Annotated in this window: 18 protein-coding genes; 8 read left to right on the top strand and 10 right to left on the bottom strand. The window is 63.7% G+C overall.

Annotation, left to right across the window (positions count from 1 at the left end; genetic code table 11):
• Nucleotides 1-199 precede the first annotated feature (199 nt).
• Nucleotides 200-1,114, top strand: a complete 915-nt coding sequence (locus E2583_RS13305; protein ID WP_291596476.1) for a LysR family transcriptional regulator — start codon at nt 200-202, stop codon at nt 1,112-1,114.
• A 5-nt stretch (nt 1,115-1,119) separates the two neighbouring features.
• Here the strand turns inward: E2583_RS13305 and E2583_RS13300 are convergent, their stop codons facing one another.
• The gene (locus E2583_RS13300; RefSeq protein WP_291596473.1) at nt 1,120-1,773 is read right to left on the bottom strand and encodes an MSMEG_1061 family FMN-dependent PPOX-type flavoprotein; all 654 of its coding nucleotides are present in this window, start codon (nt 1,771-1,773) and stop codon (nt 1,120-1,122) included.
• Between the two features lie 126 nt (nt 1,774-1,899).
• Between E2583_RS13300 and E2583_RS13295 the strand changes: the two genes are divergently transcribed.
• Nucleotides 1,900-2,697, top strand: coding sequence for a helix-turn-helix transcriptional regulator (locus E2583_RS13295; RefSeq protein WP_291596525.1), 798 nt, complete (start codon nt 1,900-1,902; stop codon nt 2,695-2,697).
• A gap of 274 nt (nt 2,698-2,971) precedes the next feature.
• Nucleotides 2,972-3,964 carry a bifunctional helix-turn-helix transcriptional regulator/GNAT family N-acetyltransferase gene (locus tag E2583_RS13290; RefSeq protein ID WP_291596472.1) on the top strand — a complete coding sequence of 331 codons (993 nt, stop codon included), beginning with the start codon at nt 2,972-2,974 and terminating at the stop codon, nt 3,962-3,964.
• A 160-nt stretch (nt 3,965-4,124) separates the two neighbouring features.
• Here E2583_RS13290 and E2583_RS13285 read toward each other — a convergent pair whose 3' ends face one another.
• Both E2583_RS13285 and E2583_RS13280 read right to left on the bottom strand, forming a co-directional pair.
• Nucleotides 4,125-4,511, bottom strand: a complete 387-nt coding sequence (locus E2583_RS13285; protein WP_291596469.1) for a YkvA family protein — start codon at nt 4,509-4,511, stop codon at nt 4,125-4,127.
• 491 nt (nt 4,512-5,002) lie between these two features.
• Nucleotides 5,003-5,710: a class I SAM-dependent methyltransferase gene (locus tag E2583_RS13280; RefSeq protein WP_291596467.1), complete on the bottom strand. Its 708-nt coding sequence runs from the start codon at nt 5,708-5,710 to the stop codon at nt 5,003-5,005.
• Between the two features lie 332 nt (nt 5,711-6,042).
• On the opposite strand from E2583_RS13280, the gene bfr reads away from it, so the two are divergent.
• On the top strand, nt 6,043-6,507 hold the full coding sequence (bfr, locus tag E2583_RS13275) for a bacterioferritin (protein WP_291596465.1): 465 nt from the start codon (nt 6,043-6,045) through the stop codon (nt 6,505-6,507).
• A gap of 340 nt (nt 6,508-6,847) precedes the next feature.
• Here bfr and E2583_RS13270 read toward each other — a convergent pair whose 3' ends face one another.
• Together E2583_RS13270 and E2583_RS13265 are read right to left on the bottom strand one after the other, a co-directional pair.
• Complete coding sequence (locus tag E2583_RS13270; protein WP_291596463.1) at nt 6,848-7,528, bottom strand: 7-cyano-7-deazaguanine/7-aminomethyl-7-deazaguanine transporter; 681 nt, start codon at nt 7,526-7,528, stop codon at nt 6,848-6,850.
• Nucleotides 7,529-7,776: 248 nt separating this feature from the next.
• Nucleotides 7,777-8,199 (bottom strand): hypothetical protein, encoded by a 423-nt coding sequence (locus E2583_RS13265; RefSeq protein ID WP_291596461.1) that lies wholly within the window; start codon nt 8,197-8,199, stop codon nt 7,777-7,779.
• Between the two features lie 140 nt (nt 8,200-8,339).
• Here E2583_RS13265 and E2583_RS13260 point away from each other — a divergent pair, with 140 nt between their 5' ends.
• Nucleotides 8,340-9,182: a helix-turn-helix transcriptional regulator gene (locus E2583_RS13260; protein WP_291596524.1), complete on the top strand. Its 843-nt coding sequence runs from the start codon at nt 8,340-8,342 to the stop codon at nt 9,180-9,182.
• Nucleotides 9,183-9,260: 78 nt separating this feature from the next.
• Here the strand turns inward: E2583_RS13260 and acnB are convergent, their stop codons facing one another.
• The 5 genes from acnB to E2583_RS13235 all read right to left on the bottom strand — a co-directional run bounded on the left by acnB (nt 9,261) and on the right by E2583_RS13235 (nt 15,368).
• A complete protein-coding gene (gene acnB / locus E2583_RS13255) occupies nt 9,261-11,846 on the bottom strand; it encodes a bifunctional aconitate hydratase 2/2-methylisocitrate dehydratase (RefSeq protein ID WP_291596459.1) in 2,586 nt (861 codons plus the stop codon).
• A 97-nt stretch (nt 11,847-11,943) separates the two neighbouring features.
• The gene (locus E2583_RS13250) at nt 11,944-12,507 is read right to left on the bottom strand and encodes a hypothetical protein (RefSeq protein WP_291596458.1); all 564 of its coding nucleotides are present in this window, start codon (nt 12,505-12,507) and stop codon (nt 11,944-11,946) included.
• A 31-nt stretch (nt 12,508-12,538) separates the two neighbouring features.
• A complete protein-coding gene (locus tag E2583_RS13245; RefSeq protein WP_291596456.1) occupies nt 12,539-13,543 on the bottom strand; it encodes an aldolase/citrate lyase family protein in 1,005 nt (334 codons plus the stop codon).
• Entirely contained in the window at nt 13,540-14,364 is an 825-nt protein-coding gene (gene tam / locus E2583_RS13240) for a trans-aconitate 2-methyltransferase (protein WP_291596454.1), read from the bottom strand. Before tam ends, E2583_RS13245 begins: the two co-directional genes overlap by 4 nt.
• A gap of 14 nt (nt 14,365-14,378) precedes the next feature.
• Nucleotides 14,379-15,368, bottom strand: coding sequence for a malate dehydrogenase (locus tag E2583_RS13235; RefSeq protein ID WP_291596452.1), 990 nt, complete (start codon nt 15,366-15,368; stop codon nt 14,379-14,381).
• Between the two features lie 230 nt (nt 15,369-15,598).
• Between E2583_RS13235 and E2583_RS13230 the strand changes: the two genes are divergently transcribed.
• The 3 genes from E2583_RS13230 to sdhD all read left to right on the top strand — a co-directional run.
• Nucleotides 15,599-16,390, top strand: coding sequence for a GntR family transcriptional regulator (locus E2583_RS13230; protein WP_291596450.1), 792 nt, complete (start codon nt 15,599-15,601; stop codon nt 16,388-16,390).
• 146 nt (nt 16,391-16,536) lie between these two features.
• On the top strand, nt 16,537-16,962 hold the full coding sequence (sdhC, locus tag E2583_RS13225) for a succinate dehydrogenase, cytochrome b556 subunit (RefSeq protein ID WP_291596448.1): 426 nt from the start codon (nt 16,537-16,539) through the stop codon (nt 16,960-16,962).
• A 41-nt stretch (nt 16,963-17,003) separates the two neighbouring features.
• On the top strand, nt 17,004-17,367 hold a 364-nt coding region (gene sdhD, locus E2583_RS13220; protein ID WP_003063575.1), incomplete at its 3' end, for a succinate dehydrogenase, hydrophobic membrane anchor protein.

Here is a 17,367-nt window from a genome sequence, read left to right as displayed (position 1 = left end):
AGGACGACAACCGCGCTGCGGGGCGACGGCCGCCCGGTCCCTTGCCCCGATCTCCGGCCAAGGCGGCAACGGATTCCTTCGGCAAGCGACTCGCCAGGAGTCGCTCGGGAGCAAGGACTGCTGCGAATTTCAGCACCCTGGTATATTCACGTCAAATATTATTAAAATCTCTCCCAATACTTTTTATATATAGAACAACATGGAACTGCGGCTGCTGCATTACTTCGTCACCCTGGCCGAGGAGCTTCACTTCAGCCGTGCGGCCCAGCGGCTGTCCATCTCCCAGCCCCCTCTGTCGGTGGCCATCAAGCAGCTGGAGCAGGCGCTGCAGGCCCAGCTGTTCGAGCGCAGCAGCAAAGGCGTCAGACTCACGGCTGCCGGAGAGCATCTGCTGGGCAAGGCGCGCCAGCTGCTGGCCCTGAGTCAGCAGGCCGCACAGGAAACACGCGACGTGGCCCTTGGCACACGCGGTCATCTGCGCCTGGGATTCGTGGGATCCAGCCTGTACCGCGGGCTGCCGCAGGCGCTGGAGCGGTTCCAGCGCAGCCACCCGCAGGTGCGCGTGGACATGCTCGAAGCCAACAGCGCGGAACAGATCCTCGGCCTGCAGCAGATGCGGCTGGACATGGCCCTGGTCCACTCCATACAGCCTCCCGAGGGCATCGACAGCCAGTTGCTGGTGGAAGAGCCTTTCGTCGTCTGCCTGCCCGAGCACCACCCGCTGCACGCCAGCGCCTGCATCGATCTGGCCGAACTCAGGAACGACCGCCTGATCCTGTTCTCCAGCCTCGTCTCGCCGACGTATCACCAGCGCATCTACGAGATGTGCCTGGCCCATGGCTTTGCCCCCGAGGTACGCCACGAGGTGCGCCACTGGCTATCGGTGATCTCTCTGGTTTCGCTGGGCCAGGGCGTCGCCCTCGTACCCGAGGCGCTGACACGCGTGGGCATGCCGCGTCTGGTGTTCCGGGCGCTCAAGGGCACCCACCCATCCTCGGAGATGCTGGCCATGTGGCGTCGCACGCCGGCCAACCCGCTGGTGGCCCGCCTGCTTGCATGCCTGCGCACGGCCGCCGAGACCCTGAATACGCGCGCCCCTGCCGATGCGGCCTGAGGGCTTCAGCCATACAGGTCGCTGCGCACTGCCTGCACATAGTGTGCATCGAGCTCGTCGATGCTGGCAGACTCTCCGTGCGTGGCCGCAGGACCCGTCTGCAGCGCGGCGAAGCCGGCCAGCATCTGGCCGACGCTGGGCAGGCCGCAGCGCTGCGGCTGAGCCGCCGGCTCCCACAGCCGCGCACGATTGACAGCCTTTCCGCAATGAAACAGCACCTCGTCGATGCGCACCACCGTGGCGGCTTTCGGCGTTTTCTCGCCTTCACGCAACTCTTGCAGCAACTCGGCTGCGACACTGACGCGCGCGTGACCGTTGATGCGCAAGAACACCTCCAGACCGGGAAACAGAAACAGCATCGCCACCCGCTCATCGTGCTGAAGATTGCGCATCGATTCGATGCGGTTGTTGCCGGGCCAGTCGGCAAAGGCGAGGGTTCTGTCGTCGAGCACACGCACAAAGCCGGGAGGACCGCCACGCGGCGAAGCATCGAGTCCGGCAGGACCGGCCGTGGCCAGGCAGAAAAAACGCGCCTGGCGCAGATACTGCCGGTGAAAATCGACCAGGTGCTCGAGTACCGCCCTCTGGATGCGTTCGCTCGGCGGCGCATACAGGCCGTCGAGTTCTGCCTGCGGATTCGGTGTCTGGGTCTGTAGCATCTGAAGCACTCCTTCTTCTAAAGAGCCGCTAGCCTAGGGCTGAGCACTTTGGCGGCTATAGAATTTCCAAGCCATTGAATATCGGAAATCCGCCAACCTGATCGGCGGCTTGCCATGCACAGCACGATGTCCGACCTGCTGCAATCACTACAACCTCACCTGGATGACGATGCCGGCCCGGTCATCCTCGCGGCCACTCGCTGGCAGGACCAGGAGCTGTCCTCCGAAACCCACCAGCACGCGCGCGGCCAGTTGTTTGGCTCGCTGCGCGGCCTGATCTCGGTGACCGTGGAAGACGGCGTCTGGATCGTGCCCGCCATCCATGCCGTCTGGCTGCCACCTCACCACCGCCATTCGGGCCGCTCCTTCGGTCCCTACCACGGCTGGAGCGCCTATGTTGCAAGGAGCGCCTGCGTCGATCTCCCCGCCAGACCCTGCACCTTGCGCATCTCCGGCCTGCTGCGCGAAGCGGTGCTGCGTCTGGCTGCCAGCTGGACTCCCCCGGCGCAGCCACCGCGGTCGCCCGAGCTCGACAACGTGTCTCGCGTGGTGCTCGACGAAATCCGCCACCTGCCCAGACAAGCCCTGGGCCTGCCCTTGCCCACCGATTGGCGCGTGCAGCGCATTGCGCAGGCCCTGATCCAGAACCCGGCCGATGCACGCGATCTGACGGCATGGGCCGATTGGGGAGCGCTGAGCAGCCGCACGCTGAGCCGTCGCTTTGCGGCGGAGACCGGATACAGCTTCAGCGCCTGGCGTCAACGCCTGCGCCTGCTGCGCTCCCTGGAATTGCTGGCCGAAGGGGTCCCGGTAAGCCATATCGCGCTCGATCTGGGCTGGGCCAGCCCGAGTGCCTTCATTCAGTTGTTCAAGCGCGAGTTCGGCGACACACCGGGCATCTACCGCGCAAGGCTGGGGTCCTGACCGCAAGAAATCTGCACCGGCATCCCCGGCCACTCTGTCGGCAGAAGGCTGCGGAATTACCGAAAGCTGGACGGCTGCGTCATCGTCCTCCCCTGCGATTGCAGACAAGGACGAGCGCAGCGCCTGCAGTGTCCGCCTCATGCCATCGCCGACCCGACCGTCCGCCCGGCAGGATTCAAGATCCGGCCCCCTGGCCTTCAGGAAACCCGCCTTCTCCCTATCGATCAGATAGTTGTATGATGCAACCGTATGAGACAGCCCTATGAGGCAAGCGATGGAAAACGAACCGTCTTTGGTGGAGCAGATCCGAGCCTATTCCCGCTCCATGGTGCGCGATTGGGGCTTCATGGGGGAAGGCATCGCAGGTGCAGACCTGTCCCCATCCGCCGTGCATGCGCTTCTTGAAATCGAGGAAGGCAATGTCAGCGCCAAGGAACTGGGAAGCAGGCTTCGACTGGAAAAATCCAGCGTCAGCCGGATGCTGCGCAAGCTGGTGCAAGCCGGCGACATCCGCGAATCACCGGACGTCCACGACAGCCGGCTCAAACAGCTGTCGCTCACCCCTGCGGGCAGGTTGCGTGTCGAGTCCATTCATGCGCACGCTCGCGCCCAGGTCACGCAGGCACTGGAGCGGCTGAATCCGGGACAAAAGCACACCGTCTCAAAAGGATTGCAGCTTTACAGCGCTGCACTGGCATCCCGGGCTCAAGGTGCGAGGGGCAAGCCGGTCGTGGATCTGGCAACCGGCTATCAGCCGGGGCTCATCGCCCGCATCACACAGATGCATGCGCAGTACTACTCTCGCGAAGCGGGGCTGGGACAAGGTTTCGAATCCGTTGTCGCCGCTGGCCTGGCCGAGTTTTCAAATCGCTTGAAAGCCCCCCGGAACCGGATCTGGGCTGCCATGAATGAAGGCGAAATCGCTGGCTCGGTCGCCATTGACGGCGAAGATCTCGAACCCGGCATTGCACACCTGAGGTGGTTCATCGTCGATGACAGCGTGAGGGGAAGCGGTGCGGGAAGACAGCTGCTGGGGGCTGCACTCGAATTTGCCGACCGGCAAGGATTTCGCGAGACCCAGCTGTGGACCTTCAGCGGGCTCGCTGCGGCTCGCCATCTGTACGAGTCCCACGGCTTCAAGTGTGTTGAAGAACGATTTGGCGATCAGTGGGGAAAACCGCTGCTGGAGCAACGATTCTCACGACCCTCCTTCGGAGGCCGGGACGCTCTTGCGGATCCGCGCACCGTCGGCAGCTGCGGCCTTTGAACCGCTGTGGCGAACGCGCCGAAGGCAGGGGTGAAACGCGGAATGTGAAGAGCCTGCCCATGGCGACGATCGCAGGCCGGATGCCGGCGAGGCACACGCGGTTGCGACCTTGTCGCCTGGCTTCATCCGGGCCATGGCCACAGGCGCTGCGAACAGTGCTTCATGACGTCCACCAGCACCAGGCCGCGACTCCCGTGGCCCCCCAGAGCACGATGATCAGGATGGCGCCGGTACGGCTTGTGGGCCTGCGCCCTTTTTCCGCCATCCATGTGTCGGCCAGGGCACGGCATTCGGCGAGAACCGGCGCAGGCACCAGCTTGACCGTGAGCCAGATGAGCCCCGGAAGCAGCAGAACATCGTCCACGAATCCGAGAACGGGAATGAAGTCCGGTATCAGATCAATCGGGCTGAGCGCATAAGCGACCACAAACAGGCCCAGGGCCTTTGCGAACCAGGGCGTCGCGGAGTGCTTCCCTGCGAACCAGAGCGTCACCCCGTCGCGCCGGATACGCTTTGCCCATGTCTTCAGGCGGTCTCTGAAATTCATTGGAAATCCTGACCAAGAACCTGAATTTTCTCATGGTTCGACCGAACGGCGCCCAGCCGCAATGGCGGCTCCCGCGCGGCCGCCTCGCAGGCACGCTTTTCCAGGCAGGCCACACCGCGATGCGGTGCCCTGCCCGTCCTTCGAAAAAGGGATCGGCTCCTCGTGCGGCAACGCCTGCGCCGCCTGCCTGCGGAAAGCACGATGCCATCGACATCGATGCCCGCACCGAGGCCATCACTGCGGCGGAGGCTCCGCCCCGGCTTGCAGGGCCCGCGGGATGGCGAATGCGTGGCCCGGCCTGCCGGCCCCGAAAGGCGACGTCGCATCGACGCGCATCTTGTTTTGGCCCGGGTGTGAAGGGCCTGGCCCGGGATTCGGCAGGGGACCTCCGGCAATGGACCTCCCTGAACCTCACTCCGGGACTGAGGACGCCTCGGTTTTCCGCTTGCCGGTTGCCGCCGGGCAGCTGTCGATGCTTTCCCCACCGGTGCCTACGGGGCCTTGAAGGTGATCCATGCACTCCAGAACAGGCTGGAGAAAAAGCGCAGCGGGTTGACGAAACCCGCCCTGGCCAGCATCGTTTCCACCGCCGTTTCCGACGCCGGCGGTACGGCCCCCTGGCGTATCTTGCCCAGCTTGGCGACGACCTCCGCCTCACCGGCACCAGCCATGCGCCAGCGTGCAGCCCAGGCGTCAAGAAACAGCGGCAGGGATTCATAGGGGCACCGGTTGCAGGCCACGATGAGCGGACTGCCCGCTCTCAGGCGGCGGCTGATCTCGCGCAAGAGGGCACCCTTGCGCTCCTGCTCGGGAATGTGATGAAGGACACCGATCAGGGTTGCGGCATCGAAGCAATCGCCCTCGGGAAGCTCTTCGACCCTGCCGTGGAAGGCCGTTGTGCGGTCGGACAGGCCCGCAGCCTCGACTCCTGACATCGCCTGCTCGAGCATGGCGGGCGCCGGATCGGCGGCCACAAAGGTCCAGGCCGGCTCCAGTGCTCCGGCGCACAGGATTTCCTGTCCCGTTCCTCCGGCACCGGCCACGAGCACCGACCTGGCATCATGGCCCAGGTGCGCCGATAGCAGGCAGGCGGCAAGCTCGTGGCATGCATCGTAGCCGGCCAGGACGATACGGCTTTGCGTGGCGTATTCGAGGGATCTGGAGCGATCAAACTTGGCGATGGAGCTGGTGGGGGTCATGCGGGACATTCTGAGGAGTGCGCCCTGGCGGCAGAAGCCTTTCTTTGCGCAGGCCATCGTCTGTCTTGGCGGCATATTGAAAAGGCAGCACCGAGCTTCTCATCGGTGACGCGGACCGGTGATCGCGCACACCGCCCTGTGGGCGGGTCCATCCTGCCTGCGCACGCAGCAGGCTGCACGTCCGCCTCAGCCGGCCCGGCCCGCAATGCGAATGCATCTGCTTACAGCCCGCATCCAGAGCGCGAGCGCTCGGGAATTGATCGCTGCTTTGCATACCTGAAGCCGGTACGCGGGATACTTCGGACTTTGCAAACTCACCGAGACCCGAACCTATGCAAGGCCATCCAGAAGTCGTTGACTACCTCAAGGACCTGCTACGCGGCGAGCTCGCAGCACGCGACCAGTACTTCGCCCACTCGCGCATCTATGAAGACCAGGGCTTTGGCAAGCTGTTCACGCGCCTGGACCACGAGATGCAGGAAGAAACCCAGCACGCCGATGCGCTGCTGCGCCGCATATTGATGCTGGGCGGCCGCCCCGACATGCGCCCCAAGGAGTTCACGCCGGGCGAAACCGTGCCGGAAATGCTGCGCAAGGATCTGGACACCGAATACGAGGTGCGCGCGGCTCTGCAGCATGGCGTGGCGCTGTGCGAGCAGCACCGCGACTATGTGAGCCGCGACATCCTGCTCGCCCAGTTGCACGATACCGAAGAGGACCACGCCTACTGGCTGGAAAAGCAGCTGGGGCTGATCGACAGGATCGGACTGCAGAACTACCTGCAAAGCCAGACCTGAGCCCTCGCAGCGCATCATTCGACCCAGGCCGTCCTCGAAAGACGGCCTTTTGCATGGATTCGCGGCGCACTCGCAGGCCATTGCCCCCATGCCGGCGGCGGGCCAGGCCGACACGTCGGCCTGCCCGAGCGGCTGGGCCGCCAGGTGGCTGGGCTGGACCTCTGCAGGACGCGCCTGCGGTGTGCGCATGCGCCAGGGGACAGGCCGCCCGGTCCTGCAAACAGGGTCGGGGCCGCTTCAGCGCACGCAGCGCCGAAAACCTGACGCCCAGACCCCTCCCGCCTCAAGGCCCTTGCCCGCTGCACGCCAGCCTGCCGGGCTATCGCGCTTGCAGCCCCGCTCAGCGCATTGCGGCAGCGGGCGTGATCTGTACCTTCATGCTGCGCACGATGGCCGCCAGCACCACGCCATAGGCGGGAACAAACAGCAGCAGGCTCACGCCCAGCTTGATGACATAGTCGACCATGGCGATTTCCACCCAGTTGGCCGCCATGAAGGCATCGGAGCTATTCCAGAAGGCGATGGAGAAAAAGGCCGCGGTGTCCAACACCTGGCCGAACACCGACGCGGCCGCCGGAGCCAGCCACCAGGAATGGCTTTTCTGGCGGATGCGGTCGAAGACCTGAATATCCAGCAACTGACCCAGCACATAGGCAGCAAAGCTGGCCAGTGCGATGCGGAACACAAAGCCGTTGAAGCTTTGCAGCGCCTCCCAGCCATTGAAGCGGCCCTCGTGGAACAGCACGCCCACCACATAGGACACCACCAGCGCGGGCAGCATGGCACGCATGATGACGCGCCGTGCCGCGGTCTTGCCGATCAGGCGTACCGTCAGGTCGGTGGCCAGAAAGATGAAGGGGAAGCTGAAGGCGCCCCAGGTGCTGTGAAAGCCCAGCAGCGTGATGGGCAGTTGTACCAGGTAGTTGCTGGCGATGACCAGCGCGATATGGAACGCGACGAGAACGGAGAGGTAAAACGGCACGCGCGACGCTTGCGTCTGCACGGCATGAGCGGATGTCATGACAGTCCTTTTTGGTCGATGGGGGCGAGGGAACCCATGGTTGCGAAGAGTACGCCAGCGCGGCGCAACCGTGAATTTTACGCGGTACGGAATTATCTCTGCCTCCCTCGGCCCGCTTATCCGCCCGGACACATGGCGGATATAACGAAAAGCATAGCTTGTAGCGCCTGCCAATCCATGTTTTCAGCCACGAATCAGCCTACATTCAATAGATGACAGGCGCTAGGCGCTATCTTTTTCTGAAGCACTCAAAGCACAAGCTGCGCCTCCTGCCGGGCCTCATGGCGCGTGGCACGCAGCCCTGCCCACTGCAGATCGGCCAGCACCAGCACCACGATCGCCTGCGCCGCCACCCAGGCCAGCCCCCAGGCACTGAGCGCCAGGCCGGAGCCAAACACCAGGACCGCGCAGCCCAGCGCCCAGCCCAGATTGCCGAGAGCCACCAGACCGATCAGCGTGCGCGGCAAGGGCTGGCGACGCGCCATCCAGGCAGCGGCCGATGCATAGGCCAGCAGGAAAAGACCCGTTGCCGTCAGCAACAGGGGCGGCAGACCCGTGAAATCGGCCAGCCGCTGCTGCAGGGCCAGTTGCAGCACGCCCGTGGCGGCGCACGAGGCCGCATCGGCCCACATCACCAGACGCAGAAACCGGGGAGAAGCAAAGAGGGACATGGAAGACTCCTGTTCCGAGAGCAAGTTCTTGCGGCCGGCCCTGTGCCGGCTGCTGGGGTCCATGATTGCCATCGGTCCGCAAGGCGTCGATAACCTCGCAGGTCATGGCCTCCTGTCCGGCCCGCCACTACGATGCAGCCATGACCTCCGGCACTTCCTCCTCTTTTCAGGCTGTCCAGACCCCGCCCGGCGCACGCGCGCCGTTCGGCGAACACCTGCGCCACTGGCGCCAGCACCGCCGGCTGAGCCAGCAAGGGCTGGCGCTGGAGGCCGAGATCTCGACACGCCACCTGAGCTATGTGGAAACAGGACGCGCCCAGCCCAGCCGCGAGATGGTGCTGCGCCTGGCCGAACGCCTGTCGGTGCCGCTGCGCGAGCGCAATGCATTGCTGGTGGCGGCGGGCTTTGCGCCCATGTACCAGGCCCGCCCGCTGGACCATCCCGATCTGGCCGCCGCGCGCCAGGCCGTGGAGCTGGTGCTCAAGGGCCACGAGCCCAGCCCGGCGCTGGCCGTGGACAGACACTGGAACCTGGTGGCCGCCAATGCCGTCGTGCCGCTGCTGCTGGATGGCGTGGCGCCCTGGCTGCTGGAGCCTCCCGTGAATGTGCTGCGCCTGAGCCTGCACCCCGAGGGACTGGGGCCTCGTCTGGCCCAGTCCGGTCAATGGCGCGCCCATCTGCTGCATCGCCTGCAGCAGCAGATATCGGCCTCTGCGGACGGCGAGCTGCAGGCGCTTCATGACGAGATTGCGGCCTACCCGTTCGCGGCCGATGGCGCTGCTGCCAGCCCGGTCGCCAGCCCTATCGCCGTACCTTTCGAGCTGCACACCGACCTGGGCCTGCTGAGCTTCATCAGCACCATCACCATTTTCGGCACGCCCGTGGACGTGACGCTGCAGGAACTGGCTGTCGAATCGTTCTTCCCGGCAAATGCCCAAACCCAGCAAGCGCTGCAACATCTGCAGGCCCGGCGCTCGACCTGAAAAGCAAAAGCCCGCCGGACTTGCATCCTGCGGGCTTTGCGGCAAGGCCGACAAGGGCCTTGATGGGCGCCTAGACGCTTAGATCTTGGCGGCCACTTCAGCGTACTCGGAGATTTCGTTGAAGTTCATGTAGCGGTAGACGGAGGCCTTGTCGGCATCGATCACGCCCATTTCCTTCAGGTACTCTTCCTTGGAAGGCAGGTAGCCCAGACGCGAAGCAATGGCTGCCAGCTCGGCCGAGCCCAGATACACGTTGGTGTTCTTGCCCAGACGGTTGGGGAAGTTACGAGTGGAAGTCGAGATGACAGTCGCACCTTCACGCACTTGAGCCTGGTTACCCATGCACAGCGAGCAGCCGGGCATTTCGGTACGTGCACCAGCAGTACCGAAGGCAGAGTAGTGACCTTCCTTGATCAGCTCGTCCTGGTCCATCTTGGTGGGAGGAGCCACCCACAGCTTGACGGGGATGTCACGCTGGCCGCCCAGCAGCTTGGCTGCAGCGCGGAAGTGACCGATGTTGGTCATGCAGGAACCGATGAAGGCTTCGTCGATCTTGGCGCCGGCCACGTCAGACAGGGTCTTGGCATCATCAGGATCGTTCGGGCAGCAAACGATGGGTTCCTTGATGTCGGACATGTCGATTTCGATGACGTGAGCGTACTCTGCGTTCTTGTCGGCTTCCAGCAGATCGGGCTTGGCCAGCCAGGCTTCGACCTTTTCGATACGGCGCTGCAGGGTCTTGGCATCGGCATAACCGTCGGCGATCATGTTCTTCATCAGAACGATGTTCGAGGTCAGGTATTCCTTGATGGGCTCGGGGTTCAGCTTGATCGTGCAACCGGCGGCAGAGCGCTCGGCAGACGCGTCGGACAGCTCGAACGCCTGCTCGACCTTCAGATTGGGCAGACCTTCGATTTCCAGGATGCGACCCGAGAACTCGTTGATCTTGCCGGCCTTGGCCACGGTCAGCAGACCTTGCTTGATGGCGTACAGCGGAATGGCATGCACCAGATCGCGCAGGGTCACGCCTGGCTGCATTTCGCCCTTGAAGCGCACCAGCACCGATTCGGGCATGTCCAGGGGCATCACGCCGGTGGCGGCACCGAAGGCCACCAGACCGGAGCCTGCAGGGAAGGAGATGCCGATGGGGAAACGGGTGTGCGAGTCACCGCCGGTGCCGACGGTGTCGGGCAGCAGCAGGCGGTTGAGCCAGCTGTGGATCACGCCATCACCAGGACGCAGGGCCACGCCGCCACGGTTGCTGATGAAGTCGGGCAGTTCGCGATGGGTCTTCACGTCCACGGGCTTGGGATAAGCCGCCGTGTGGCAGAAGGACTGCATCACCATATCGGCGGAGAAGCCCAGGCAGGCCAGATCCTTGAGCTCGTCGCGGGTCATGGGGCCGGTGGTGTCCTGCGAACCGACGGTGGTCATGCGAGGCTCGCAATAGGTACCGGGGCGCACGCCCTGGCCTTCGGGCAGACCGCAGGCACGGCCGACCATCTTCTGGGCCAGCGTGAAGCCAGCGTTAGAAGCAGCGGGAGCCTGGGGCAGACGGAACTCGGTGGATGCGGGCAGACCCAGGGCTTCGCGAGCCTTGGCGGTCAGCGAGCGGCCGATGATCAGGTTGATACGGCCACCGGCTTGCACTTCGTCCAGCAGCACGTCGGACTTGAGCTGGAAGTCAGCCACGGTTTCGCCGTTCTTGACGATCTTGCCGGCGTAGGGCAGCACATCGATCACGTCGCCCATCTCCAGCTTGGAGACATCGACCTCGATGGGCAGCGCGCCGGAATCTTCCTGCGTGTTGAAGAAGATGGGAGCGATCTTGCCGCCCAGCGTCACGCCACCGAAGCGCTTGTTGGGAACAAAGGGAATGTCCACGCCCGTGGCCCAGATGATGGAGTTGGTGGCGGACTTGCGCGAAGAGCCGGTACCGACCACGTCGCCGACGTAGGCTACCAGGTGACCCTTCTTCTTCAGGTCTTCGATGAACTGCATGGGGCCGCGCTTGCCGTCTTCTTCAGGCTTGAACGCCGCGTCGGGACGCGTGTTCTTGAGCATGGCCAGGTAGTGCAGGGGAATGTCGGGACGGCTCCAGGCATCGGGAGCGGGCGACAGATCGTCGGTATTGGTCTCGCCGGGCACCTTGAAGACGGTGACGGTGATCTTTTCCGCGACCTTGGGACGCGAAGTGAACCACTCGGCGTCGGCCCAGCTTTGCATCACTTCCTTGGCCTTGGCATTGCCGGCCTTGGCCTTGTCGGCCACGTCGTTGAAGAAGTCGAACATCAGCAGTGTCTTCTTCAGCGCATCCGCAGCCACGCCTGCCACTTCGGCATCGTCGAGCAGCTCGATCAGGGGATGCACGTTGTAGCCACCGACCATGGTGCCCAGCAGCTCGGTGGCCTTGGCCTTGGAGATGAGACCCACCTTCAGGTCGCCGTGCGCCACGGCAGCCAGGAAGGAAGCCTTGACCTTGGCTGCATCATCCACGCCGGGCGGCACGCGATGGGTCAGCAGATCCATCAGGAACGCGTCTTCGCCAGCGGGTGGGTTCTTGATCAGCTCGATCAGCTCGGCGACCTGCTTGGCATCCAGAGGCAGCGGGGGGATGCCCAGTGCGGCGCGTTCTGCCACATGGTCACGGTAGGCTTTCAACATGGGTTCTCTCCAATGGTTTTTTGAAAAAGGCTGCGCGTGGAGCGCGATCTACAGGGCTGGCGCATGTGCGATACGCCAGCCCTCAGCCTCGCCAGACTTATTTGCTGTCCAGCAGGCTGGGAGGTGGGTTCTTGCGGATGGCTTCGGCCACTTGCTGCTGCTCGGGGCTCATGCACTCATCCGCCAGACGCTGGCCCGCCTTCTGGTTCATCAGCATCGACTTGTTGGCGATCTGCAGCCACACGGCACCGGCAGCCTTGTCTTCCAGACGCACCGTGCCGGTGGACGTCTTGACGGGAGCCATGTGGTATTTGAAGCCGCGGCCATCCACGATGAAATAGCCAGGGTTGGCGGCGTCGGCGTTCACGTTCACAAAGGCCCCCAGCTCGCAGGCAATGCGGCCCTTGTGCACACGCTCGGCCACGGCCAGCTCTTCCGTGCCCAGTGCGGCGGAAGCCGGGCCGGCGGCCACGGCGGCAGCACCCGCCCCGCCGGCAGCCACGGCTGCTGCGGCCTTGCCCTTCTTGGCACTGGCCGGGGCTTTCTTGGCAGCAGGAGCCTTCTTGGCTGCGGCGGCCTTGGGGGTGGTTTGTGCCACAGCGGAGTGGCTGATTGCGACCAGGGGGGCGGCAATCATCAAAGTGGCGATCAGGGTCTTCATAGGAATTAGCTCCTGCAGACTTGTTATGAGTTCAATGGGTTGGAGCCAGGGCAAACCAGGGTTGAACTTCAACCGGCAGGACCTGCCCCGTCTGGTGAGCGCGCTCCAGCAACTGCCAGAAATAGCGGTAGCTCGCGCGGTCGTGTAGTACACCACCAAAACTGATGGGCGCCCAATTCTGCACCGCTGCAGAGGTAAGAATTTGTGCCGCCTGCCTGACTTCGTCCTCGGCAGGAGAAAAAGCACGCAGGATCGGCCGGATCTGGTCGGGATGAATGCTCCACATGCGTGTGTAGCCAAGCTCCCGGGAGGCTTTTTGCGCGCAAGCCTCCAAAGCGGCAGGATTCTTGAATTCGGTGACCACGCAGTGCGAGGGCACCTTGCCGTGGGCATGGCAGGCCGCCGCGATCTCCAGCTTGGCACGCACGACCAGCGGATGCTCGAACTGGCCCTGCGCCGTCATGGCGGAGGCGGGGATGGCGCCACCATGGGCCGAGACGAAATCCATCAGCCCGAAGGAGATGCTCTGCACGGCCGGGTGGGCGGCAATCTCGAAGGCCTGCTGCACGGCAGCGGGCGACTCTATCAGGACATGCAGGGGCACAGACGTGTCCGTCGCGCGCTGCAGCGCTGCCTGGGCCTGGATGACGTCATCCACCGACTCCACCTTGGGTATCATGATGTGGCAGAGCCGGCCTGCGGCTCCGCCGGCGATGATGTCCATGTCGGCCTGGAAGTGCGCATGGCCCACCGCATGCACGCGGGCCGCCACGCGAGCTTCCGGCGCCGCACCGTTGGCCAGCTCGACCACCAGCGCCGCATGCGCCGCCTCCTGCCCGACGGGAGCGCCGTCCTCGCAGTCCAGCGTCACATCGAACACGCAGGTGCCGAACTCCTGCATCATCTCGGCCTGCAGCTGCAGGCTTTTGCGCATGCGCGCCTCGACGCCGCTGTAATGGTCGCAGACGGGCAGACGCCGAGCGCCACCCTGGGCATCGAGCAGCACGGAGGCAGGATGAACCAGTTCTTTCGTCATGACTTGCGCTGAGCCACCATGAAAAGTCGGGGGAAAGCCAGCAGACGCTTGCCGTCGGCTCGCTCCGGATACGCCACATCGATGCGGCGCTGGTATTCGTTGAGGAAATCGGCCTGCAGCTCGGCGGGCAGACCTTCGACAAAGGGCTTGAGCCCGGTACCGCGCAACCACTGCACGATGGAGGCGGCCGAATCCATGGGATGCTGGTAGATGGTGTGCCACACATCCACGCTCGCCGCCTCGTGGTCAGGAGCCGCCGGCTGGGGCGCGGCCAGCAGGTCGTAATAGACCCCTATGGGCAAAATCTCGGTACGCACCTTGCTCGCATCCCCGATATGCGCCACAAACCGGGGCAGCTGCGCAACTTCGCGCATGTTCCGGTGCGAGGGTTCATGCCGGTTGTCGGGCATCTGCACGGCCAGCACACCGCCAGGCGCGAGCAAGGAAAAAAGACGCGGAATCAGGGTCTCATGCTCGCCCACCCACTGGATGGAGGCATTGGCATAAATCAGATCAGGCGCAGGCTCACCTTCTGCAGGTGCCCAGGAGGCAATGTCGCCGGCCTCGAACCTGGCCTGCGGCAACTGCCGACGCGCCGTCTCCAGCATGGCTTCGGAGTTGTCGACGCCAAGAACGTCGGCACCGGGAAAACGCTCCACCAGAAGCTCGGTGGAGTTGCCCGGCCCGCAGCCCAGATCGACGATACGCAGGCTGCGAGCGGGAGAATGCAAGCTGGAAGGTACTCTTGCCAGCAGTTCTGCCGCAGGGCGCGTGCGCTCATTGGCAAAGCGCAGATAAAGCGCAGGGTTCCAGTCTTGCATGGGTCTTGCGCTGATTACAGCAGGTGCTTGACGCCGTCTTGCTCGCCTTGCAGCTCAGCCAGAGTCTTGTTGATGCATTCTTGCGAGAAGGCATCGATTTCCAGACCTTCGACGATCTTGTATTCGCCGTCGGCCGTGGTGGTCACGGGGAAGCCGAACACGATGCCGGCAGGGATGCCGTACTCGCCGTTGGAGGGCACGCCCATGGTGACCCATTCGCCGTTGGAGCCCAGGGCCCAGTCACGCATGTGGTCGATGGCAGCGTTGGCAGCCGAGGCAGCCGAGGACAGACCGCGGGCAGCGATGATGGCGGCACCGCGCTTGCCCACGGTGGGCAGGAACACGTTGGCATTCCATTCCTGGTCGTTGATGGCGTCCTTCACGGACTTGCCGTCCACGGTGGCGAAGCGATAGTCGGCGTACATGGTGGGCGAGTGGTTACCCCACACGGTCAGCTTCTTGATGTCGCCAACCTTGAAGCCGCCCTTGGCCGCCAGCTGGGAAGCAGCGCGGTTGTGGTCCAGGCGCAGCATGGCGGTGAAGTTCTTGGCAGGCAGATCGGGAGCCGACTTCATGGCGATGTAGGCGTTGGTGTTGGCGGGGTTGCCCACCACCAGGACCTTGACGTTGCGCGAAGCCACGGCATTCAGAGCCTTGCCCTGGGCCGTGAAGATCTGGGCATTGGCAGCCAGCAGGTCGGCACGTTCCATGCCGGGGCCGCGAGGACGGGCGCCCACCAGCAGAGCATAGTCGGTGTCCTTGAAGGCGGTCATGGGGTCTGCGTGGGCTTCGATGCCGGCCAGCAGGGGGAAGGCGCAGTCTTCCAGCTCCATGATCACGCCCTTCAGAGCGTTTTGAGCCTTTTCGTCGGGGATTTCCAGCAGTTGCAGAATGACGGGCTGATCTTTACCCAGCATTTCGCCGGAGGCGATGCGGAACAACAGGGCGTAACCGATTTGGCCAGCTGCGCCGGTAACGGCGACACGGACGGGCTTCTTGCTCATGGTGAAACTCCAAGATTGGAAAAAAGTGGGATGTTATGGGCGCCCGGCGGCACCAGCGTAACCACCAGTAGCGCAAGCTCCGCAAACATGCGGCAAGTGTACTGCCGAAATCAAAGCCCGGTCAATTTGTCTTATGTCTTATATAAGATATGATCTCCACCCAGAGACCCGAGTCGAATCGACTGTTTTTTGTGCATCGCATCGCGGAGGCGATACCTTCAAAACCAACTATGCCGAGCCCTCACAACACAGCCCCGGACAACAACGCCAGCCATAGCGGTGGCGCCGGCGTCTCCACCCCGGCCTTCAGCCCGCTGTACCAGCAGATCAAGGGTCTGATCCTGCAAAGCCTGGAAGCTGGCGAATGGCGCCCCGGGGAACTGATTCCCAGTGAAATGGAGCTGGCAGCCCGCTTCAAGGTCAGCCAGGGCACGGTGCGCAAGGCCATCGACGAGCTGGCCGCCGAAAATCTGGTCATGCGCCGCCAGGGCAAGGGCACGTTTGTGGCCACCCACGCGGCGCAACAGGTGCAGTACCGCTTCCTGAATCTGCGCCCCGATGCCGGCGACCTGCAGGGCGAAGGCCGCGCAGAGCGCCACATCCTGGAGTGCCGCCGCCTGCGCGCGCCCGCCGAAGTGGCCCGCGCCCTGGCCCTGCGCACCGGAGACGCCGTGATGCATGTGCGCCGCACCCTGTCATTTTCGGCAATCCCGACCATTTTGGAGGACATCTGGCTGCCTGGCAACGCCTTCAAGGGGCTGACGGCCGAGCAGATGTCCAACTACCAGGGCCCCACCTATGCCATGTTCGAGCTGGACTATGGCGTGCGCATGGTGCGGGCCGACGAGAAGATCCGCGCCGTTCTGCCGGATGCCGAGCAGGCCCAGTTGCTGAGCATTCCCAGCACCACGCCGCTGCTCAGCGTGGAGCGGACTGCTTACACATACAACGATGTTCCCATGGAGTTACGACGCGGCCTGTACCGCACCGACACCCATCATTACCGCAATGCACTGAACTGAATCCCCCCGTAGAAGCGTTGATTGCATCGCAGCCCAATCCTCTGCTATGCAAATTCGGCTAACGGATTCTGCTGCATTGCAATAGAATTTTGTGTCGCTTCGCACTAGCGATTACAACGCAGTTACATCCACGAAAGTACCCTGCCATGACAGAGCAAAAAGCAAAACAGCGGCCAGAGTTCCGCAATATCAACTTCTTCTCGGACCTACCGACCTATCGCCTGCCCCTGGCAGGCATTGTGTCCATCCTGCACCGCATCAGCGGCCTGCTGATGGCGATCCTGCTGCCGTTCATCATCTGGATGTTCGACCACTCGATCTCGTCGGAAATTTCGTTTGATGCCTTCACTTCGGTATTCGCAGGTCCCTTTGGCTGGTTGGCCAAGCTCGTCTGCCTGGCACTGATCTGGGCCTATCTGCACCACTTCTGCGCAGGTGTCCGCCACCTGGTGATGGACGTGAACCACCACGCCGTGAACAAGCAGACCGGCAAGTCCACCGCCGCAGTCGTGCTGTGCATCAGCGTTGCCCTGACCGTGGTGCTGGGCGCCAAGCTGTTCGGTCTGTACTGATCAGCGCCCAGTCAACAACACCTCACGATAAGGAAACAACCATGTCCGTGAATTACGGCTCCAAGCGTACCGTGGTCGGTGCGCACTATGGCACCCGCGACTTTCTGGCTCAACGCTCCACCGCCGTCCTGATGGCGCTGTACACCGTTGTGCTGCTGGTGCGCTTTCTGACGGTCGGCGGCCCCGTGGGCTACGAGCAATGGGCTGGCATTTTCGCCCCCCAGTGGATGAAGTTCCTGACCCTGGCCCTCTTCGTGGCTCTGGGCTGGCACGCCTGGATCGGCGTGCGTGACATCTGGATGGACTATGTCAAGCCCGTGGGCCTGCGCCTTGCACTGCAAGTGGTCACCATTGTCTGGCTGGTCGGCTGCATCGGCTGGGGCATCCAGGTTCTGTGGCGTCTCT

Origin of the sequence: Comamonas sp. (assembly GCF_009360615.1) — a bacterium.
Classification (GTDB): domain Bacteria; phylum Pseudomonadota; class Gammaproteobacteria; order Burkholderiales; family Burkholderiaceae_C; genus Comamonas.
The sequence above is the reverse complement of the archived record's forward strand: the minus strand, read 5'-3'. Positions and strand labels throughout refer to the sequence as shown.